The 19,772-nt window shown below is 43.7% G+C and carries 19 protein-coding genes; 4 read left to right on the top strand and 15 right to left on the bottom strand.

What is annotated here, in order from left to right:
• Nucleotides 1–9 precede the first annotated feature (9 nt).
• The 3 genes from AB4512_RS19605 to AB4512_RS19595 form a co-directional block, all read right to left on the bottom strand.
• Nucleotides 10–960: an iron chelate uptake ABC transporter family permease subunit gene (locus AB4512_RS19605; protein ID WP_136978264.1), complete on the bottom strand. Its 951-nt coding sequence runs from the start codon at nt 958–960 to the stop codon at nt 10–12.
• Nucleotides 953–1,906 (bottom strand): ABC transporter permease, encoded by a 954-nt coding sequence (locus tag AB4512_RS19600; RefSeq protein WP_017061896.1) that lies wholly within the window; start codon nt 1,904–1,906, stop codon nt 953–955. Before AB4512_RS19600 ends, AB4512_RS19605 begins: the two co-directional genes overlap by 8 nt.
• A gap of 100 nt (nt 1,907–2,006) precedes the next feature.
• Nucleotides 2,007–2,939, bottom strand: a complete 933-nt coding sequence (locus AB4512_RS19595) for a siderophore ABC transporter substrate-binding protein (protein ID WP_017061897.1) — start codon at nt 2,937–2,939, stop codon at nt 2,007–2,009.
• Between the two features lie 928 nt (nt 2,940–3,867).
• On the opposite strand from AB4512_RS19595, the gene AB4512_RS19590 reads away from it, so the two are divergent.
• Nucleotides 3,868–4,077: a hypothetical protein gene (locus AB4512_RS19590; protein ID WP_004731601.1), complete on the top strand. Its 210-nt coding sequence runs from the start codon at nt 3,868–3,870 to the stop codon at nt 4,075–4,077.
• Nucleotides 4,078–4,307: 230 nt separating this feature from the next.
• Here AB4512_RS19590 and AB4512_RS19585 read toward each other — a convergent pair whose 3' ends face one another.
• A complete protein-coding gene (locus tag AB4512_RS19585; protein ID WP_372175399.1) occupies nt 4,308–4,901 on the bottom strand; it encodes a hypothetical protein in 594 nt (197 codons plus the stop codon).
• A 652-nt stretch (nt 4,902–5,553) separates the two neighbouring features.
• On the opposite strand from AB4512_RS19585, the gene AB4512_RS19580 reads away from it, so the two are divergent.
• Nucleotides 5,554–6,093: a DUF3332 domain-containing protein gene (locus tag AB4512_RS19580; RefSeq protein ID WP_017061899.1), complete on the top strand. Its 540-nt coding sequence runs from the start codon at nt 5,554–5,556 to the stop codon at nt 6,091–6,093.
• Between the two features lie 112 nt (nt 6,094–6,205).
• Here the strand turns inward: AB4512_RS19580 and AB4512_RS19575 are convergent, their stop codons facing one another.
• The 4 genes from AB4512_RS19575 to AB4512_RS19560 are packed head-to-tail and all read right to left on the bottom strand — an operon-like array spanning nt 6,206 to nt 10,119.
• On the bottom strand, nt 6,206–6,865 hold the full coding sequence (locus AB4512_RS19575; protein WP_017061900.1) for a potassium channel family protein: 660 nt from the start codon (nt 6,863–6,865) through the stop codon (nt 6,206–6,208).
• Entirely contained in the window at nt 6,866–7,966 is a 1,101-nt protein-coding gene (locus AB4512_RS19570; RefSeq protein ID WP_017068458.1) for an AI-2E family transporter, read from the bottom strand.
• A 22-nt stretch (nt 7,967–7,988) separates the two neighbouring features.
• Nucleotides 7,989–9,008 (bottom strand): DUF2955 domain-containing protein, encoded by a 1,020-nt coding sequence (locus AB4512_RS19565; RefSeq protein ID WP_048606138.1) that lies wholly within the window; start codon nt 9,006–9,008, stop codon nt 7,989–7,991.
• The gene (locus AB4512_RS19560; RefSeq protein WP_136979931.1) at nt 8,998–10,119 is read right to left on the bottom strand and encodes an HlyD family secretion protein; all 1,122 of its coding nucleotides are present in this window, start codon (nt 10,117–10,119) and stop codon (nt 8,998–9,000) included. Before AB4512_RS19560 ends, AB4512_RS19565 begins: the two co-directional genes overlap by 11 nt.
• 159 nt (nt 10,120–10,278) lie before the next feature.
• On the opposite strand from AB4512_RS19560, the gene AB4512_RS19555 reads away from it, so the two are divergent.
• Nucleotides 10,279–11,274, top strand: a complete 996-nt coding sequence (locus AB4512_RS19555) for a helix-turn-helix domain-containing protein (protein ID WP_372175397.1) — start codon at nt 10,279–10,281, stop codon at nt 11,272–11,274.
• A gap of 82 nt (nt 11,275–11,356) precedes the next feature.
• On the opposite strand, the gene AB4512_RS19550 is transcribed toward AB4512_RS19555, so the two are convergent.
• Nucleotides 11,357–12,418: a diguanylate cyclase gene (locus AB4512_RS19550; protein ID WP_372175396.1), complete on the bottom strand. Its 1,062-nt coding sequence runs from the start codon at nt 12,416–12,418 to the stop codon at nt 11,357–11,359.
• Nucleotides 12,419–12,536: 118 nt separating this feature from the next.
• Nucleotides 12,537–13,541 (bottom strand): Solitary outer membrane autotransporter beta-barrel domain, encoded by a 1,005-nt coding sequence (locus AB4512_RS19545; protein ID WP_372175395.1) that lies wholly within the window; start codon nt 13,539–13,541, stop codon nt 12,537–12,539.
• 379 nt (nt 13,542–13,920) lie between these two features.
• On the opposite strand from AB4512_RS19545, the gene AB4512_RS19540 reads away from it, so the two are divergent.
• A complete protein-coding gene (locus AB4512_RS19540; RefSeq protein WP_372175394.1) occupies nt 13,921–14,388 on the top strand; it encodes a hypothetical protein in 468 nt (155 codons plus the stop codon).
• 96 nt (nt 14,389–14,484) lie between these two features.
• Here AB4512_RS19540 and AB4512_RS19535 read toward each other — a convergent pair whose 3' ends face one another.
• From AB4512_RS19535 to AB4512_RS19515, 5 genes are all read right to left on the bottom strand, one after another.
• Nucleotides 14,485–15,684 (bottom strand): carbohydrate porin, encoded by a 1,200-nt coding sequence (locus tag AB4512_RS19535; RefSeq protein ID WP_102393623.1) that lies wholly within the window; start codon nt 15,682–15,684, stop codon nt 14,485–14,487.
• A gap of 115 nt (nt 15,685–15,799) precedes the next feature.
• The gene (locus tag AB4512_RS19530) at nt 15,800–16,459 is read right to left on the bottom strand and encodes a DUF3299 domain-containing protein (RefSeq protein ID WP_102393604.1); all 660 of its coding nucleotides are present in this window, start codon (nt 16,457–16,459) and stop codon (nt 15,800–15,802) included.
• An 81-nt stretch (nt 16,460–16,540) separates the two neighbouring features.
• A complete protein-coding gene (locus AB4512_RS19525) occupies nt 16,541–17,920 on the bottom strand; it encodes an amidohydrolase family protein (RefSeq protein ID WP_017071981.1) in 1,380 nt (459 codons plus the stop codon).
• Nucleotides 17,921–18,157: 237 nt separating this feature from the next.
• On the bottom strand, nt 18,158–19,138 hold the full coding sequence (locus AB4512_RS19520; protein WP_372175406.1) for a helix-turn-helix domain-containing protein: 981 nt from the start codon (nt 19,136–19,138) through the stop codon (nt 18,158–18,160).
• A gap of 182 nt (nt 19,139–19,320) precedes the next feature.
• Nucleotides 19,321–19,749 carry a PACE efflux transporter gene (locus tag AB4512_RS19515; protein WP_017077482.1) on the bottom strand — a complete coding sequence of 143 codons (429 nt, stop codon included), beginning with the start codon at nt 19,747–19,749 and terminating at the stop codon, nt 19,321–19,323.
• Nucleotides 19,750–19,772: the final 23 nt, after the last annotated feature.

The raw sequence follows: 19,772 nt of genomic DNA, 5'->3' as shown, positions 1-19,772 counted from the left end.
TTACTACCTTTACTGAATTCTGGTGCGTAACAACAAGAACATAAAATACAAACCGCCGACCAAGTTAATAATCACACTCACAGTGGTTTCAAACGCCATCACTTTTTCGATAAACCATTGGCCAGAAACCAATAGCACGATCGCTAGTAAGCTGCTTGCGATGATAAGCACACGATGCTGATAAGATCGGAATATCTGGCGAGCTAAGCTTACGGTGATCAAGCCAAAGAACAGCACAGGGCCAACCAGAGCCGTAGACACCGCGACCATCACTGACACAATCACCAAGGTAATCTGAGTCAATCGCTTGGTGTTCACACCCAGGCTTGTCGCGTTATCAACACCAAGCCAAAGTACATCAAGCTTAGGCGCTAACAACCAAAGGCCAAGCAAGCTCAAACCCAAAGGAATAAGGCTGAGGTAAACCAACTCGCCTTTCACGTTATTGAAACTTGCGAACATCACATTCTGCAGCACCGCGAACTCGTTCGGGTCAATCAACATCGCCAAGAAGTTAGACAAACTCGAGAATACGCTGCCACATACGATGCCTATCAACAGCAGTGTGAATACGTTGTTTCGCTTGCTCTTAAAGTAGAAATGGAACAGAGCAAACGAGAACAAGATCATCACAGTCACAGACATCGAAAAGTTTGCGATCGAGTCAATCACCCAGAAGCTAGCACTGCCAAACACAAACAGAAGTACCGTTTGTACCAGCATATACAAGCTGTCAAAGCCCAAGATGGATGGGGTTAGAATTCGGTTATTAGTAATGGTTTGGAAAACCAATGACGACGCCGAGATCGCTACCGCCGCCAACACAATCGACAGCAATTTTGGTAGGCGCAGAGACAAGAAGAACTCGTAGTTATCCCACGTCAGCCCCTGCCCGATGAATAGCGCTGTCATACCCAAAGACGCGATAGCCAGAATCGCAATTTTTACTGAATCACGCATTCGACTTGTCTCTCATGATTAGGTAAATAAAAATCATGCCACCAAAGATGCTGATTACCATCGAGATTGGAATCTCATAAGGGAAGATGACGATTCGAGCTAGCAGGTCACAAGCCAACACCAAGATCACCCCCCAGTAGGCAGTCCAAGGCAGAATCTTCTTCATGTTATCGCCCATCATCAGAGACACGATATTCGGCACGATAAGGCCAAGGAATGGGATAACACCAACGATCATCACCACAGAGGAGGCACTGATAGCCACTAACGCAACACCAATGAAGACGATCTTCTGATAATTCAAACCGATGTTTTTCGCGAAGCTCTCACCGATGCTCGCCGCACTGAACTGGCTCGCGAAATAGTAAGCCAATACACAAGCAGGCACCGCGAGATAAAGGATTTCATAGCTGCCCTGCAACACGCTCGCAAAGTTCGCCATAGTCCATGCCGACATGGTTTGTACTAAGTCGTACTTATAAGCAATAAAGGTTGTTAGAGACGAAACAACGTTGCCATACATAATGCCAATCAAAGGCACCAATACCGCGTTCTTAAACTTGAGGTGTTGTAGGAAGCGAACCAATAGCATGGTGCCAAACACTGCAAACGCGAAGATAAAGCCTAAGTAGCTCCATTGCGCAGCATTGCCTAGCACTAGAATGCCGACAATGTAACCCAACATCGCACAGTCAATGGTGCCCATCGTCGAAGGCGCGGCAAACTTGTTCTGTACGATTTGCTGCATGATCAAGCCAGAAACACTCAATCCCGCTCCGGCAAGCACGATCGCGAGTAGTCGAGGAATCCGACTAACAATATAAATAGAATTGGCGTGTTGGTTGCCATTGAAGAAGTCACTAAAACTGATTTCAGCGACTCCAATCATCAATGACGCAACGCATAACACAACAAGAAATACAGCAGCTGCAATGGGTTTCAACATAGGAATAATACTAAAGATAGGTCTCGGGTAGCCCGTATAAAAAAGTGAAAAAGGGCTTATAAGAACACTCTTATAAGCCCGAAAATCTGATGGTTAGTAACTATTGAATCGTACGTTCAATGTCACTAAGCATTCTATGAATCGCTGTCACACCGCCACCAGCCAAATACCAAGCACTTGAATCAAGGTAAACGATATTGCCGTGCTGCGCTGCAGGTGTTGCCGCAACCAGTGGGTTATCAAACAGTTGTTGTGCGCGTCCTTCTGATTTACCAATCGCTTTTTCGCGGTCAAGCACGTAAAGCACTTCAGGTTTTGCATCAGCTATGTATTCAAAAGAGATTAGGTTGCCGTGTGTTCCTTTAATCGGAGCCACGGTTGCACTCTTTGATTCCACGAAACCAAAGTCATCAAAGATGATAGAGAAACGGCTGCCTTTGTTGAACATCGCAATGTTGTTGCCGTTGTTCATTAGCATCATTGCTGAAGTTTCGTCAGACGCTACTTTGTCGTTTACCGCTGTGATAGAAGCTTGAGTCTCTTTAATGATCGCTTCGACTTCAGCTTGCTTACCAAAGATGTCGCCTAGCACACGCCAGTTTTGCTGAGCATCAGCCCAGTACTTGTCGCCTTCAATAGAAAACATGACAGTAGGAGCAATTTGTGCCAGTTTGTCGTAAACCTTAAGCATGCGGTTTTCCGCGATGATGATGTCAGGCTTCAACATGTAGATAGCTTCAAAATCAGGTTCGCTTAAAGAGCCTGTATTTGCCGTCGTATCTTTGTACGAAGCTAGGTAATCAGGCAGCAAGCTATGAGGCGCGCCAACTGGCTGTACACCAATTTTATCGAGCACGTCTAAGCTACCGTGGCCTAGAACCACCACTCGCTGTGGTACTTCAGTAAACTGCGCTGTGCCTTTCACATGCTCAATGGTGACGGTTTCCGCATGCGCGGTCATCATGAATGATGATGCTAGAACGATGGCAAGCCCGCTCAATAACTGGCGAACTGAATTGATTGTTTTCTTCATGTTTCTTCCTTTGCCATTGATACAAACCACCACTCATGACAATGAAAGTCACATTACTCATAGACGAGCATGGGGCGTACACAACTGCTAAATAACGATAATTTAAAGTCTGTCATTGGATTGACAACAAACTTGTAACGCAAGTGAGAACTATTATCAATTATATTTGCACTAAATTGGCGATACAACAACTTTATTATTCAGAAACGTAAAAGTGAGTATTCATATTTTGCGTAGTCAGGAGAGGTATTAGGAATCAGAAATATCAAAAAGACGCGAAGAGGAAAATACTCATCAACCTGAAGAAAAAAACAGATGGGGAAAGCACCCAAAAACCCTGTAATTACAACGCTGAACCCCAAAATCATGGATTGTAATTTACAATGTAAAGATCATATACAACAGAGACTTAATCATCACCAAATTAGCTGATCAATTAAACCCACTAATGACAACGAATACGAACAGCTGAAAAGCCAAGACTCAGTCAGATATCATGATCAAATCCCTGACCTTCGCTCATTTAACCTTCAGTAACCGATGGTAAATCACCCAAAAATATTTTTGAATTTAATTGAAAATAGGGTTGTAATTTTGAAAACTAGGCGTATAGTTCGCCACCTGGCTCTAATCTATAGAGCTGTTAATGCTAAAGTAAGTCCAAGTTCCACATAGACAGTTCTCGATTCCCTCGTTACACCATCTCTGCGTCAGCTTTCACCCAGATAGTCATTCAATAGCTTTTAAATTCGATCCTACTACCGATCTATCGTCATTTGCTCTTTTGTCAGCGAAGTCAGAATAGATCGAGCACTTAAATACAAATGTAATAAACACAAGGCACAGTTATGTCACGCAGAACAACACGACAAACCCATTGGTACCAACTATCACGCGAAAAAACAGTCAATAAACTAAAAGGTAATAAATGCTCAAGATTAAAATAGATTTACACAAAGAAGAGATTTCATGGGTCACCGAGATTCGACAGCTCAATAGCGATATACTCCACCGCCACATATTGCCCAAGCTACAACATCACAGCTATCTCATCGACTTTGAATTTAATGAACGAGAAAGCATCGGAACTATCGTTTCAGGCAACGGAAACACCCTAGGACATTTCACACTCCTATAGCATTTCCCAAAGGCTACAAAAGAAACACCATCTAGTCCCAAAGATGTAAAAGATGTCACCCTCAATTCGCTCTAGCAGAACAAAATAGAGTAGAAGTAAAACAGATCTGAAACCTAGCCCTTTTTGCATTTCACACGCGGCTAACGCTAGCTAGGTTATCGTACTTCTATTGAAACCAACTTATATCAAACTCTAAATCACCATTGAGTCATTATCAGTGCATTCATGGACTAATAAGTTAACGGCATCGACCTTAACTTCTGATCAAGAGTATATAAGTGTTCTGCAGCTTGCATGTGTTGAGGGTAATCACTGAATTTCTCACGATTCTCTTCATTCATCTTACATGTCTCATCCACCAGCATTAACTTCCAATACAGCTTTGTTGTATGCAGCATCGCCAGTAAAGGTTTGAATACCTCTTTCTCATAAGCTTGAATCAACTCTTCAATCAACTCGTCACGTTCGTCTTCACTTGCGATTGAACCCTCGGTTGCCGACAACACTTTTTGATACTTCAGGTTTTGTTGCAGCTTATCCATAACCGTTTGGTTTTCTTCCGCTAACTCAACAAGTTTCGACTTAATGATATTTATCCAGTTCGCTTGGCTCAGTACTGTGTCATCAACGCTGGTAAAATCTTCTCGTATTTGTCGTTCAACATCTTTTTGAGCTTTCTTTAAAACCGCACGCACCTTTTGGAAAGGCAGCTGATACTCCTTACTTAGCTCGATAATCAGTTTATGAAAACCACCATTTGGAAGGTGTAAGTTTTCTTTAAACGTCGCCATTGCAGCTTCTTGCTGTTCGGTAAGGTGAGTCATTCTGTTTCCTATTCTTTATCACTTATGGTGCTGAGCCCGCGATCATACCATTATTACCCTCGTTTTTTCGGTAACTTGATCAGTTACACCTCGCTATGCCGTTAAATTCTCTCAGCCCTTTCTCTTTTGGCTAGTTATTAATCCATATGGCATGAAATGGTAAATCTCTCTCTGCGAAAGTTCGTACATTACGTGCTCAGGGTATATCGCCAGACAGGAGTCATTACTTACATATGAAAGATAACAGCCAGAAGTGAGAAAACACATGACCTATTCAGAATACAAAGAATCCGATTTGCATAAGTGCGTGAGTATTGGTGCAGAAGCAATGGTATCAGTCGCTAAGTTTGCCTTTAGAGCCTCGACCCTTTTATTTCGATTTTTCCGTTGGCTTGTCGTATCGGCCTATTCTTATGTGATGAAGTAATTCTATATTGGAGTCGTTGTTTTCATTACGACTTATCCAAATACCCAAAAGCGCGCCCTATTAGGTCGCGCTTTTTTTGTGCCCAGTTTTATACCTAGCTTTATGGCAAAAACCCGAGGACATTTTATATTGTCAGTGGCGCTAAATGGTAAAACTGACCATCGAATAAAAACCATACTACACCTGTTCCAACGAAACAGACTTCTAACTTATACAGGTACTAAAATGAAAAAGATTGCACTTAAAATTGTAGGACTAACGGTTTTGGCTTCTGCGCTAACTGGTTGTATCGGCAGCAACGCCGTAACAGGGAAAGTGATGAAATTTAACGTTGAAGTTGTCGATAACCGCTATGCCCGTGCAGGTGTAAACTTCTTATTAGCGCCTGTATACGGTATTACTACCGCAGCAGACTATGTGGTATTCAACTCACTTGAATTCTGGACAGGTAAAAACCCTATCAGCGGTTCACCACACGTATTTGATACAAAAACAGACACGCACTTCAAAGTGAACGATGAGCTGGACCCAAGCCTGAAAGAAGCCCCTGTCGGCCCAATTTCTAACAATCGCACCATTGAAACGGGTGAGATGATTAAGATCGACGAAAACACGATTCAAATGGACATCGTCTATACATCTGGTGAAACAGCGACTCTAACGGGCATCAAAGACGGTCAAAACGTTACCTATTACATGGATGGTCAGCTTGTATCGCAAACAACTATCGCTGAATTAGAGAAGATTCAAGGCACTGAAGCTTAAGGTTCATCGCCCACACAGAGTTCAAACTTAAAGAGACTTTTGAGCTCATAAAATAGAACAAGCCCGGCGATTGCCGGGCTTGTTTGTATGTGCTCTATTATTTGTAAATGCTCTATTGGGACTGAGACTGTGCAAGTCGAATGCTCACCAAACTCGCCACCATGATAGCTAAGTAAAAGCTGCCGATAATGGATTCCATAAACACAAAGAATTGAGCAATAGGCAGAGCTGGTGATATGTCGCCGTAACCAACCGTAGTCAAGGTGATAAAGCTAAAGTACATCGCATTAAACAAGTTCGTCAGCCAGACTTGCTCTTCTAACCCGTTAAAGGCATTAGGAAATATCTCTAAAATTAACAAGTAGATGGTCGACCAAGCAAACCCTAGCAACAAGTAAATACAGATGGAGCCGATGATGTGATTGGGTGTCACCGTTTTGGCTTTCATCACCTGCTTCAACGCCGAGTAAATGTGTGAAAACAAGAACACAGCCAACGCCGATAGCGTCACTATCGACAGGTTATAGCCTTCCAAAAATGAAAACACGCCAGACACGAGCGCCGTAATCAATAAAAGCCCATACCAAGAGCGATACAAGGCTCGCTCTTTATGAATACCGGCAATTGAACTCGCCAACGTAATAATGATAAGAAATAGGATTGTTTTCTGGCCTTGCGGATAAAACTGCTGCATCACCGCGCAACCAAGAAACAACACCAACAGTGCATAGAATAAGAAGTAGAAGTTGTCGTCTTTAGAGACTGGCTTCATCTATTTTCCCTCGACCTCTGCAGGTTTTTTCTCAGTTTCTTGTTGGTTTTTCTCTTCAAGTCCAAGCCACGCCATCATCAGCTCATAGCTTAAACTCAGTATCACAGCACCGACAAACAGACCGACGATGCCTGACATCGCCATTCCGCCCAGTGCACCCAATAGAATTACCAACATTGGAATGTGAGAGCCACGGCTCAGCAATACTGGCTTTAAGATAGCGTCACTGCCGCTCACCAAAATACACCACACTAAGAACAAGCTCGCCGCCAGTGTCGATTCAACGCTGAACATGTAGATAATCGCCGGTAATAGAGCGAGAATCGGTGGAAGTTGGATTATCGCAATGAGCAGCACAGCTAGCGCCCAAAACGCAGCTGCTGGAACGCCTGCAATCACCAAACCGATTGCCGACATCATGGATTGAATCACAGCCACACCAATCACACCTTGCACAACGCTTCGCACGGTCGATTTAGAGAGCTCTACCAACTCTTCACCTTTACCGCCCGTTAAACGCGCCACTAAGTGAGTCACGCCGGTTTTGCATTTATCGGCATTACTCATGAATGCACCCGCAATGATGGTAGAGATGATGAACTGAATAAAGCCGCCACCTAACGAGCCAAGAACAGAAGCCGCTTTCGTCGCAAACTGTTTAAGTTCATCCGCATACTTTATGAAAGTGCCTTCAATATTGTTGGAGGCGGCAACCAAGGTTGAATAAACCTTCTCACCTATGAATGGAATATCTTGTAAGGACTCTTTCGGTTTAGGCAATGACAATGTGCCATCTTGAAGCCCTGTCATCAGGTCAGTCGCGCTGGTGTAGATACCAGAAGAAAGCGCCGCCAAAGGAATAAATAGAAGAATCACACCAATAAAGCTCAGCAATGCACTGGCTTTACCTTTCGACATCCCGGTTTTATTTGAAATTGCGACCGCCACTGGATACAACGCAGTCGCAATGATCGCACCCCATATCACCAGAAGAATGAATGGGCGCAAAATCGAAAAACACCAATACACGAGCATGGCAATCGCTGCGATCTTGATGGCAGCGTCTATCGCCTGTTTTGAAAAATCATCGGTTAACTTCATGAGACGTCCTTGTTAGACAAAATTAAGGCTGATTTTGTAGAAACTTCCAATTCCGTGTTTCTAGGAATAGAGAAGCCAAAATCATATATATGCCAATTAACACTAATTGGAATATGCGTATAAGAGTGTTGCTATCGATGTCACCGGAGCTCATCAACGTGCTACCAACCAGTACGAGCAACGTACTAAATGCAGTGGCGAAAATAGGTGCTTTTTCGGGAACCGTGTAGATCTTGGTAGCCATAAGAATGGCAATAAGTCCTATAAACAAAGAATAGAAGACAATGTTGGGTACTATAGAAAGAATTGAAAAAGCAGCAATCGCCAGCAATCCCCCGATACCGTTACTTATCACCAAAAAAGCGCTCAACTTTATCGACTTCTCTGACGTAATCATCAACGATAACAACGCAATGAACATCATTGTCAGTAAAGCTTCAGATATTTGAAAAATAAAGAAAAAACACACCACAGGATAGGAGATAATCATCGCCCTAAAGGCCGCATACCAACGCTGTTTCTTTTCGAGTGGCGCAGCAGCGAAGCCTGAGAACGCCGATTTTGGCTCAGGGAAAAATACATGCACTAACGCAAAAAGCATGACTGAAACCACACCAGAGGTCGCTAAGCCAGAGGCCAGCATTACTGACACGCCGGGGTTATCAATCGCCATGAATGGCAACATCAAAACCGCAATCAACAGTATGGTGGCAAACAGGTTCCATTTTGGGTCGACAAACAAGTAGTAACCCCACAGCATCATTAACCCCACTAAAATCAGCAATGGGATTGGATAATGGGTAATTCCTCGCGACAGTAATAAACCTAACCCCATTGTCACCACAACGGCCAAGAGCAATTCGTAGACCGTTTCTTTATGGAGATTTGGTTTATCAATTAAGAACTTAGCTGTGAACACTGGCGCCACAAACGCAAGCGGCCAGTTTATCCACGCCGCCAAGAAAACAGCCAACGTGACCCCGACCGTAAATCGCAGGATCCGTTGCTGTGTTTGTTGGTCAGGAATCGGCTTATCGGACATAAGACAATACGCTAATCAGACGAATCCATACTTTGCCTATCGCGTTGAACACAAAGTTGTCACCGCTATAAACAATCACATCCGCTTGGCCACCCACTCGGAGCATGCCTGTCACTTCTTCATTATCAAATTCAATGGTGATAGGAAGCATCTGTGTTTGGCGCAACCAACCCGTTTGTTGGCTAGCTTGAGCAAGCTTACCTGCTTGGTCATTTTGCCCCCAATCAACACCCCAATCGATACTACTTACGCGCCCTTTAACCACTTTGCCCGGTGCGAAATCTAACGCCACTTCAACTTCATCACCGACCGTTACATTACCTAGGCTGTTCTCTCGATAATAAGCTTCAATCCAAATATCTTCGGTTGAAACAAAGGTCATGATTGCTTGCCCTGCCGATGCATAAAACCCTTCAGACAGGCTAAAGTTAGAAACACCACCTTGTGTCGGCGCGGTAATCACGGTGCGCTCTAGGTTCAATTGAGCTTGTTCAAGTGCCAGCAACGCCGCTTTCACTTGGCTATTTTCTTGGCCTTCTTTGCCCATTTGTTGCTTCGCACCTTCAAGATCAGCCTCTGCATTCACAACCGCTGCTCGAGAGGTCGCTAATGATGCTCGCGCTTTATCTGCATCTGATTTAGAAACCACACCTTTGTCTGCCATCTCTAAAACACGCTTGGCTTGCAGTTTGGTGTTTTGTCTTTCAACAATCGCTGAAGTGAGTTTCGCTTGAGCTGAAGCAATGCTCGCGGTTTGAGCACCGACATTTTGGCCTGCAATCTCTAAATTTTGCTCGGCTTGTTGTACTGCAATTTTGTAATCAGACTCATCTAAAATGGCTAACTTGTCGCCTTGATTAACCAGTTGGTTAGGTTGAACCAGTATATCGAGTACTTTACCCGACACCTCTGGCTTGATTGGAACGATATAACCTTTTACACGAGCATTATCAGTAATAGGGATGATTCGGTCTGAAATGACACTGAAGATCAACATGAATGCAACAAACAACAATAGGTAGTTTGTGACCTTTCTTACTTTGTCTTTTCCATTTTCTTGCTGGCCAACTTCTTCATTGGCTTCTTGCTTATTCCCTTTGACTTCTGACATGGGACTCCCTTCTAGATAACTAACATCAACAAAATTAATACTTTAAAAATAAACCCAGCGATGGAAAACTCAAGTAAATAGGGTTAGATTTAGTAAACAAAACGTTGCAAATGATATGCACGTCTAATAATGCAACAATATATACAGGATTGTATTCCAATGACCTCTAGTCACTACCAAGTCCCGGTAATTCAAACGAACTACGCTAAAATTCTGGTTCAGGTTTTTTCTGACTATGGTCTTGATTTACATCTGTTGCTGAAAGATTCCGGTTTACCACCCGACCTTATCGAATCAGAAAGTGATTTTGTGCCATCGGAATCCATTAAGCGTTTGATTTATCTTACATCGGCACAACTCGGCGTATCTCGGTTCACCGATATTCTTGGACTCGCATTTCGACGTCGAATCATCCCAAATGTCTTGCATCAATTTACCGAATTCGAAACCATTGGTGATGCACTAAAACAGATCAATTCAATCTTTGCCTACGACTCCCCAGGCAGCAAAGTCGAGTTTATTCAAGAACACGGTCAGAGCTGGTTTTGCCGTACTGCCCCGGAAGACAATTCCCCTATGTTTCAATGGGGAGAAGCTTTTGCTATTACGTATATCATTGAATTAATAACTATTTTATCCCAATCGCCATGGTTACCTAATAAGGTGCGTCTGCAAGGACATGACATCGATGTCGTCAAAACACTGGTGCCAAGTAGCTGCCAACTGTTTGTTGATCAATCGTCGACGGCTGTACTTATTCCTGAAGAAATATTACAACTCCCAATTCGCCTAACCTCTAAAGAACTCAGTGCTAAACCGACACTTATTGAGTGGCATACCAGCTTTACCGATAGCGTTTATGAGCTTCTAAAGCCGTACATGAAAGAACAAGATCTCTCTCTTGAAGAGGCGGCAGAGCTGCTTAATTTCTCAGTGAGAACCTTTCAACGTAAGCTTAAAAACGAAAACACGACCTATCGAAAAATTAAAGAGAACCTGATGTTTTCCGTAGCCTGTGAGCTGATGGAAGAGGGCCACACCCTTACCTACATCTCTAGCCAATTGGGTTACACCAACATTTCGCATTTCTCACGTGCTTTTAAGCGCGTTTCAGGGCTGACGCCAAAAATTTATCAACGCTCAATCTCTGGCTAGAAACCTTCCTACCAGAATCCCTTCCCCACCTGAAGATAGTTGCTCCAGAAAGGGAAGAGAATGGTGGTAACACCATATTCAGCTACCCTAAAACGATAGGTGTCGGGTAGCCTAAGCTAGAACTACATACTCGGTTTCGGCCATTACCTTTGGCACGGTAAAGCGCCCTATCTGCACTGCGATAAGTCGCTTCAGCTTGAGCCTGTATTTCAGACACCCCACTGCTCACAGTTAGGTTCAAGGTCGTTCCTTTGGTAATCACTTCTTTCAATCGGTACATGGCTTCAAACGCATCGGCCAGATTGGTCTCTGGCATTAGGATGGCAAACTCTTCACCACCCACTCGTGCCACAATGTCAGTCTCACGGCTGTTGTTTCTCAGTAGTTCTGCAACCTCTTTAAGTGCCGCGTCACCTTGGTCATGACCATGATTATCATTAATGGCTTTAAAATGATCTAAATCGATCAATGCCAAACAAGAATGTGTATAGCCGTAACGCTCCGCGAGATTTGCATAGTGGTTCAAATCTCTATCGAAACGGCGTCGGTTCCAACAACCAGTTAGTGAATCGGTTTCCACCAGCACTCTTAAGCGACGCTCTAAAACCTTTCGTTTGCTGATATCGGTAAACGTGACCACGTACTTTTCGTTATGTGGTAATAGTTCCGAGAGTTTTTCAACCACCACGTTAACCGTGAAATGCTCGCCAAGGCGGCTAACACCGCTCAACTCCCCTTTCCACCTTTGGTTTTGTTTAAGGGAAGTAGCGATGGTCGATACCAGACCGCTGTTATTCATAAAACAGAGGTCAGAGATGGGGCGAGCTTCAACCTGGTCAAACGCATAACCAGAGACTCGAGAAAACTGCTGATTAACCTGAATTATTCTCAATTGACTATCGAGGACAATAAAGCCAGCCACGCCATCAATGATCGCCTCAGACAGACTGTTCTGGCTTTGATTAACTTCGTGTCGATACAAGCGGGCTGTGCTCAATGTGCATAAGAGAAATAGCGCGCACACGGAAAAAACCATGGCTGCAGTGGAAGCGATGCTCAGCAACCACAAGCTAACTAACGTATTTAAGACAAGCACAGAGACAACGTAAAACGGTGCTCTGCGATCAAAACTTAACTTGTTCATAATGTGCTCGGGTGATGGACAGAGCGCTATGATGACTAAGTTTTACCAACAAGATTTACCATTTTACGACACATACAAATTCAAATTAGATGCTGAGCCGCGCACTCAACGACTTATGCTAGTTATTGAGCAAAAATAGCAAGCTACCTCCACTCAATGAACTGCCGTAGTTAAAGTTGATCCCAACACCAAAGTTATCAAAGAAGTAAGAGTCGTAAGGCACATCAAAGACTAACCCTGCGCCAAATTCATAGTAATAGTGCGTATCAAGCGGATCAGTGAGATCCCCTGCTACATCGATTCTTCGAAAGTTGTAGTGAATTTGAGGGTTCTTTAAAGACCAAGCATCCAATGCCACATTTTGTCTGAATTCAATTTCATTGATAAAGCGTAAACCTTCAGGGTTGCCGATATCGCCATCATTGGCTTCGCCCCATCCCGTTCCATAGAAATAACGCGCTCTTGATGAAACATTCCAACTTCCCCATTCTTGTTTCTGTAGGTATTTGAGTTTGACCGACGGCTCGCCAATCAATGCCCATGCAGAAGTATTCAACGCGTATCCATCGAGCTGAGATTGAAAGGCTTGAGAGTAGCTGTTTTTATATTCGTATTTATTGCGGTAGTAGAGTAAATGAGTGCCCAAACCATACGCGATAGACCAATGTTGATTTAAATGGCTTTGAGCGCCGAAAAAGCCATACAGGCCCAATACTGAGTCTTTATTGGGGTTAACTCTGCGGTCCGATGTAACATCAGATGAAATCTCAATATCTTGCTCCGAGAGCGCATAAGACCCTCGTACCGACCAAATCAAATCTAAGTCAGGATCATCGGTTTTAACCACGGAAGAATAAGGAATAGAACCAACGCTAACTTGGCTCCGGGTGTCGATAGTTTTATCAGAACCAAAACCACTGTCGTTTAGATTAATGAACGAGTTCGGGTCAAAATCGACAAAACCAATTGAAACGGCATCGCTGTCAGTAAGCGCAATAGAAACGGCGAAGATCTTCTCTAGCCGATGTTGAATCGCTTCGTTGGATGCATAGGCGGAACAAGAAATAAGGCCTGTTAAGAGTAAAGCAATAGAAGGGGGATATAGCGACTGGGGTGAAAGCATTAAGTTGACTCCATTCAAACTTATGCTTCAAGTGTAATTGGTAATTTCGCCATTTCAATCAGATAGTTAATTGTGTGGTTGATACCCCTCTCAGTTCTAATTGTAAGAGTGTTGCCAAATCTATTGATCCCCAAAGCTCTTCTACGTCTTGGATTCTAAAGTGAATAATCATATCTACCTCTGTTTAAATCGTAGGCTCATGTCGAGAACTCTCCGAGAACTCATCCGAGAACTCATATTGAATCATTCCCACTCGGGATACTTACCATAATGCGCCACGCACACTTTAAGAGCTGTTTCGCATCCTGAGCAGTAAGCGTTTGAATATTCTGTATTTATCTCCTAAGTTTTTTATAACCCTTTACTCAGGAAGAAGTAGATGAGCAATATTGAAAAAGTATATGGATTTAATACTCCCCAACGACTCTTTGTCGGATACACCCTTGCGGTACTCGTCGATTTAACCGTTCTTAATTTTTTTGATGAATACTGGGACTTCGTCAATATCGAGTCATTCACCATCTCGTTTGCTGCCGCGATTTTGCTTCAGCTGTTGCTCAAACTGTCTATTGGCTTAGAGCATAAACTGGCGGATTACTTTAAGTCGAAACCGGGTACTGCGCCTAAGATCTACAGAGGCTTGTCTAGCTATGTCATTCTGGTCGGTTCAAAGTTCGTGATGCTAGAAGCGATCAACATCCTATTTGGCGACAAAGTCGATTTCAGTGGCCCATGGAATGGTGTGGTGGCGTTCTTCGCTGTGGTATTCACTATTTTGGTCGCAGAGATTATCGTTTCAAAGATCTACTTCGCACTCGATGACACGCCCAAAGCCGAAAAAGCATAGCCGCTTTTCTTTCACATCTAAGACAAAAAAGTGAGCCTATCAAGGCTCACTTTTTACATCTATTCTTTACGTTTCAGCGATTAACAAGCAGAGCTGTTAGATAAAGACTCTCGCTCTAACACCGAATACCCAAGCGCTGCTTTCATTGGAGAATGCAGGATCCTTTATGTACTGGATGTCAGGCGTTACTTGGAAATGGTCACCAAACTGCATGTTGTAGTAGATCTCTGCTGTCCACTGCTCTGTACTACCGCTTATAGCTTTCGCATCAGCTGCAAAAGAATCACCATTCACTTCCGCCCAGTTTAGCGCTACACCAAGGTTGTTGGTCGGCTTTCCTAATCCAAAGTACCCCATACCAACAGAAATCGACTTATCGTAAAGGGCAACATCCCCTTCAGAGAAACCACCTCGCACAAACGGCATCACTTGATCAGTCATGAACTGGCTCCATGAGAAGTTAACGCCCGAGCCACCTTCCGCAGCAAGGCTATTACTATGACGAGTATCGTCACCAAAGTCCCAGAAAGTCACATGGAAGTTATCGGTGTAGATCTGCTCTTGCGAAGCCGTCCAGCCTAACTCCAGTGTGGTGAAGTAAGAGGCATCGCTGCCAAAAGCGGTATCAAAGCCATCAAAAATGTCATCTGATTTACCCTTTGCGTCCGCGATACCACCGACCACATAAAAATTCTCACCCAACATATGACCAGCAGAAAGCGCAAGTACACCATCATCAGGTAAGCCCATCGCACCAGAGCCTGTCGAGAATGCCAAATTAGTAAAGCCAGACCATGGGCTTGCTAGAGCGTAAACATCCGCATAGTTAGTTACATCCTGCCAACCGACAACAATAGTGCCTTTGCCATCGTTAATTTTTTGCTTCCAATTTAAGTCCGTAACACGAAACCCTTGGTCACTGTATGCAGGGCCAATTGAACCGACATAGCCAAGTGGGCCGAATGAATAGTCTTTTGGCGCAGTATCACCATAGGCATGTCTATGTTCCACCTTCCAAACTAAGCTACCTGAGTTCTGTGTGTCCTTTCCGTATAGATGCCATGAACCGTATAATCGAGCCACACCCGACGATGCATCAACGCTATCGCCGCCAACCCCATCTCCTGAGGTCAGCCCCAAAGCAAAGTAATCTGCACCAAATGTAAAACCATCCTCAGCTAATGACTCCCTCCAAGATTTCTTTTGTGCTTTCTGCTCTGCAATTGTATTTTCAACAGAATCTGGGCCTTCAAAGTTAGCGCCGTAAACAACGCCGCTCATTGGGCTAGCCGCCATCACAATTGCGATACTTACTTTAGAAAATCTTGAGTTCATCATGTCACCAGTGCTTTTTAAGTTAGTTTTATTTTAGTTATTACTCACATTGAAAATTGTCATTTGATGACAACCATTAATTTTCTTTTTCATAATAGTCTTCGATCATCGAAGCTTTCATTTCATAACCCATGGTGAGGTTACTTTTACCATCGACCAGGAAGACCTCTTCAGTCACTTTGTTGGAGCTAAAGTCACCTTCTACCCACACTGGATACTGAACGTTCTGTACCTGAAAGCCTTCAGGAAAAGACACGCGCACAATCTGGTTTGCAGGAGGCGGTGGCATGTGGATGCACGCACCCGCCACAGGCACTAACAGAAACTCTGTTGCTGTCATTCCCTCTGAGAATTCCAGTGGAACGATGAAACCGGGAACTCGTACTTTCTTGCCATCAAACTCTGTCGTAATAGCTTCGGCGTTTGCTTTCATGGTTTGCATGTATTCATCACGCAGTGCGATCATTTCGTCTGCGTCCACGCCTTGCTCTTTTAGCGTTTGTTTAAATAATAAAGCCTGTTGTTGAGCTTGCTCTTCCTCTGATGCACTCATTGCTATCACACCTTGTAATAGACGCATTTGTTGATCGGTTAGATCCGGCATTTCTACTTTCATTTCGTGAGACTCTGAGTTCAGATCTTGCCACTCAAGATTCATCGCTGTTTCAGCAAAAGTAGGTAAAGCAACGGCCGTAAGTGATGCCACCGACAGGATAAGAGATAGCATTTTTTGCATATAGAACACCTTGAAGAGGGGTGACCTACCCAAATAGGTCACCCATTAAAGCTTAATTTTTAACTGAGTTGTCGAACTGAGTTACAGCGTGTTTTTGTAGACTTTGCCGTCTTTCATGATGACTTTGATGGTATCGATTTCAGGGCTGCGCGGCTCTGCATCAAACCATTTTTCGTTTGCCCCAATCACTGACAAGTCTTCAAGTGGGTTGCCTTCAACAATAATGATATCGGCGTATGCGCCCGCTTCAATCACGCCTAACTTACCCTCTGGGTATGGGTCCATCACGCCAGATAACTTAACGATCTCACCGTTTACCGATGTCATCCCTTTCAAAGTGAAGAAGTTGCCTAACTCTTTACCTGCAAGGAAGATCGTGTGGTCGGTTTGTTTGATACAAGAAACCACGTCACCGACACAGTCTGTGTGGAAACCCCATTTCGGTTGGTACTTGTTTACATTCGAGATGTAGTCTTTGAATGCTTTGGTTGCCGACTCCGCTTTACGCTTAGAGGCTGGGTTCGAGTTAATCGCTTCGATCTGTGTCAGGTAAGGTGAAAACGCGGTCATGTTAGTTGTGATGTAGGCGTCTTTATCTTCCATCTTGTCGGCAATATCGCCATCGAACATGAAACCGTGCTCGATCGTTTTAACACCCGCATCCAAGTTACGCATGATCGCTTTTTTGCTGTAAGCGTGCGACATCACGTAAGAGCCATACGCATCAGCAATTTCCACGGCAGCTTCAATTTCTTCCGCAGACATCGCATTCAGCTGCCAAGGGTCAAATGTTGAAGCCACACCACCCGAAGACATGATCTTAATTTGCGTATTGCCTTGCTTGAAGTTTTGACGAGCAGCGGCTTTGATTTCTGTAATACCATCGGCATTAAAGCTCACGCTATTTCGAGCCATACTGGTTGATGAACCAAAGAAGTGTTGGTTAGCCGTGGTTAGGTTACTGAAATCGGCATGCGAACCCGTCGGGCCAATAAATGCGCCTGATGTGTAGAGTCGAGGGCCCGGCAACATGCCAGAATCGATTGTTTTACGTAAGCCAGTATTCAAGCCACCAGCATCACGCCACGTGGTGAAACCTGATTGAAACGCAGCGTTCGCGTTCACTGTTGCTCGAGCAGCCAGTTCTTCAATCGTACGGTTGTTTTCGTGGTCACTTAGATTACCGCCATTCAGCAACAAGTGACCATGGCCTTCGATTAAACCCGGCATTAACGTTTTGCCTTCGCCGTCGATCACTACAGCGTCACCAGCCTCTATCGGGCTCGCAGAGATTTGTTTGATAAGATTGTCTTCGACTAATACATGATGGTCTTCGTACAATTTGTTTTCAGTACCATTGAACACATCGACGTTAGTAAATAGCGTTGATGCTGCATTTGCAGAAAGAGCAAATGAACACGAAAGAGCAACAACAGAGAGCTTTAAGCCTGCATTTTTCATTTTTACACCTTGATTCCGTTTGTTAGTGGCGTCCACTTCCCATAACGATTCCGTAACTACTAATGAGTGTCATGAGGTTTCAAAGATGTTTTTATTGCTCGCGAAACTCGCTAAAAAAAACAACTCATCCACATTCAATAACTTAGTAGTGATATTGCCAGTATTCAAGGTTGATAAATGGCCATTTGGTGACAATAAATAATTCTGCGTGCAGGCTCCTGTTTTTACTTACTGGTTTTAGCTGTGCTCTTTTCGGTACTGTCTTGGCGTCATGTTCATCTGTCGTTTGAAGGCTCGGGTAAAGTGGGAAGAATCGGAATAGCCCATTTTCGCACCTACTTGCGTGATCGATAGATCTGACTGCTTAAGCAATTCTAAAACCTGCTCAAGAACCATCTCTTCAATCAAGGTTTTGTAGACCACCTCTTCACTTTCCAACCGACGCTGGATCGTTCTGACATGAATATTCAGAATCTCAGAAGCTAAGCTAATTGGGAGTTTCCCCATCGTGAGATAAGGTTTAATAACAAGCTTAAAAGCGCTCAGGAATGAGCTAGGTAAAGACTTTGTGAGTTCTGATACTTGAGCAATTTTGGGTAAAACAATCGGTGCAAGCATGATGTCTTCAGGGATCTCAAAGGCAGTGACCGGTCTATGCGTATAAAACTGAGCAGTACCCATTTGTGGAAGAGATTGAAAACATTCGAGATCGCCACTTTGAATGCCAACCTCAGACGGCTTCCAACGTCCTTGCGTTAATACTGAAAGTAGTTCGTTGATGAAAATGACAGAGAACAATTCAGCAAATTTAAACCAAGGCGCGTTAGTAAACGGCTTCTCACGAACAAACCACCACTTACCTCCGGATTGCTTGGTATAGACATTCGCACCATTGGATACGAGCTTCAGCTGCTCACCAAATTGGTCTAGTGCACTTTTCAATGAATCCTGTTGGCTTAGCTTAGCCACAAACCTTGGTACATAGGTTTGCTTGCAAAAGCTCCACATAAACAGCGAAAACTCTTCTCTCGACGCTGATTCCCCCATAATCTTGACCACATTTTTTATAGTGGTCTCTGGGAGGTAATCGTAATGGTCATTGCTGGTGAGAATGTCATTGGGGATTTTGGCACTGCGTAACAAGGTGTAGATTTCACCATCGATATGTTTGAACAGTTCCGCAAACAGCTCGACTTCCTTCTTATCTACCACTGTCATTATCTGAGAGGTATCTGGCATCCTTTCCTCTTAATCTGTTCTTTCACGAACTCAAATTATCACCTTTTTTAAGATAGCAGAACAAACGCCGCGTTACCTAGACCTACTAACCGGATGTCTCCGTCAAAATAACGAATAAACAAACGGTTAGTGGCCAAGATCGTGTTTACTGACTTGGTAGATTACTGAACGGCTAAGTCCGCTCTGCGTACCCAGAATGCTCGTATATGATCATAAATCAGATTAAACACAAACGCGTAAATGGTAATAAAAATGGTCACGCCGATATCCATTAAAAATGCCTGCCAAATCCCCACATCAAGTAAGTAAGCCATAACTGGGATCGTCGCCACCAGCAAGCCTGCCTCAAATAGCACGACATGAAAAACACGTAACTTGAGCGAACGCTTTGATTTTTCACCCGTGAAGTAGCGATCAAAAATGCGGTTGAAACAGTAGTTCCAAATCATCGCGATGGTCGCAACAACTATCATGGTTCCTGATAAGGCATTCACATCATGATCAGTAAATATCGCTAAGCCTATAATTGATAGTGTTACGGCCAGTACTTCAAATAACACAGAGTGGAACACTCTTTCTAACGTACTCATACATTCCTCTAAATAATCTATTA

This window comes from Vibrio sp. 10N.222.52.B7 (assembly GCF_041474275.1).
Classification (GTDB): Bacteria; Pseudomonadota; Gammaproteobacteria; order Enterobacterales; family Vibrionaceae; genus Vibrio; species Vibrio crassostreae_C.
This window is presented reverse-complemented; position numbering and strand designations above follow the sequence as displayed.

What these genes read in the sequence shown, in the direction of transcription:
- AB4512_RS19515 (WP_017077482.1), bottom strand. Translation starts at nt 19,749, where the DNA reads ATGAGTACGTTAGAAAGAGTGTTCCACTCTGTGTTATTTGAAGTACTG.
- AB4512_RS19530 (WP_102393604.1), bottom strand. Translation starts at nt 16,459, where the DNA reads ATGCAAAAAATGCTATCTCTTATCCTGTCGGTGGCATCACTTACGGCC.
- AB4512_RS19580 (WP_017061899.1), top strand. Translation starts at nt 5,554, where the DNA reads ATGAAAAAGATTGCACTTAAAATTGTAGGACTAACGGTTTTGGCTTCT.
- AB4512_RS19585 (WP_372175399.1), bottom strand. Translation starts at nt 4,901, where the DNA reads ATGACTCACCTTACCGAACAGCAAGAAGCTGCAATGGCGACGTTTAAA.
- AB4512_RS19520 (WP_372175406.1), bottom strand. Translation starts at nt 19,138, where the DNA reads ATGACAGTGGTAGATAAGAAGGAAGTCGAGCTGTTTGCGGAACTGTTC.
- AB4512_RS19575 (WP_017061900.1), bottom strand. Translation starts at nt 6,865, where the DNA reads ATGAAGCCAGTCTCTAAAGACGACAACTTCTACTTCTTATTCTATGCA.
- AB4512_RS19540 (WP_372175394.1), top strand. Translation starts at nt 13,921, where the DNA reads ATGAGCAATATTGAAAAAGTATATGGATTTAATACTCCCCAACGACTC.
- AB4512_RS19590 (WP_004731601.1), top strand. Translation starts at nt 3,868, where the DNA reads ATGCTCAAGATTAAAATAGATTTACACAAAGAAGAGATTTCATGGGTC.
- AB4512_RS19600 (WP_017061896.1), bottom strand. Translation starts at nt 1,906, where the DNA reads ATGTTGAAACCCATTGCAGCTGCTGTATTTCTTGTTGTGTTATGCGTT.
- AB4512_RS19535 (WP_102393623.1), bottom strand. Translation starts at nt 15,684, where the DNA reads ATGGCGGCTAGCCCAATGAGCGGCGTTGTTTACGGCGCTAACTTTGAA.
- AB4512_RS19570 (WP_017068458.1), bottom strand. Translation starts at nt 7,966, where the DNA reads ATGAAGTTAACCGATGATTTTTCAAAACAGGCGATAGACGCTGCCATC.
- AB4512_RS19525 (WP_017071981.1), bottom strand. Translation starts at nt 17,920, where the DNA reads ATGAAAAATGCAGGCTTAAAGCTCTCTGTTGTTGCTCTTTCGTGTTCA.
- AB4512_RS19550 (WP_372175396.1), bottom strand. Translation starts at nt 12,418, where the DNA reads ATGAACAAGTTAAGTTTTGATCGCAGAGCACCGTTTTACGTTGTCTCT.
- AB4512_RS19560 (WP_136979931.1), bottom strand. Translation starts at nt 10,119, where the DNA reads ATGTCAGAAGTCAAAGGGAATAAGCAAGAAGCCAATGAAGAAGTTGGC.
- AB4512_RS19565 (WP_048606138.1), bottom strand. Translation starts at nt 9,008, where the DNA reads ATGTCCGATAAGCCGATTCCTGACCAACAAACACAGCAACGGATCCTG.
- AB4512_RS19545 (WP_372175395.1), bottom strand. Translation starts at nt 13,541, where the DNA reads ATGCTTTCACCCCAGTCGCTATATCCCCCTTCTATTGCTTTACTCTTA.
- AB4512_RS19595 (WP_017061897.1), bottom strand. Translation starts at nt 2,939, where the DNA reads ATGAAGAAAACAATCAATTCAGTTCGCCAGTTATTGAGCGGGCTTGCC.
- AB4512_RS19555 (WP_372175397.1), top strand. Translation starts at nt 10,279, where the DNA reads ATGACCTCTAGTCACTACCAAGTCCCGGTAATTCAAACGAACTACGCT.
- AB4512_RS19605 (WP_136978264.1), bottom strand. Translation starts at nt 960, where the DNA reads ATGCGTGATTCAGTAAAAATTGCGATTCTGGCTATCGCGTCTTTGGGT.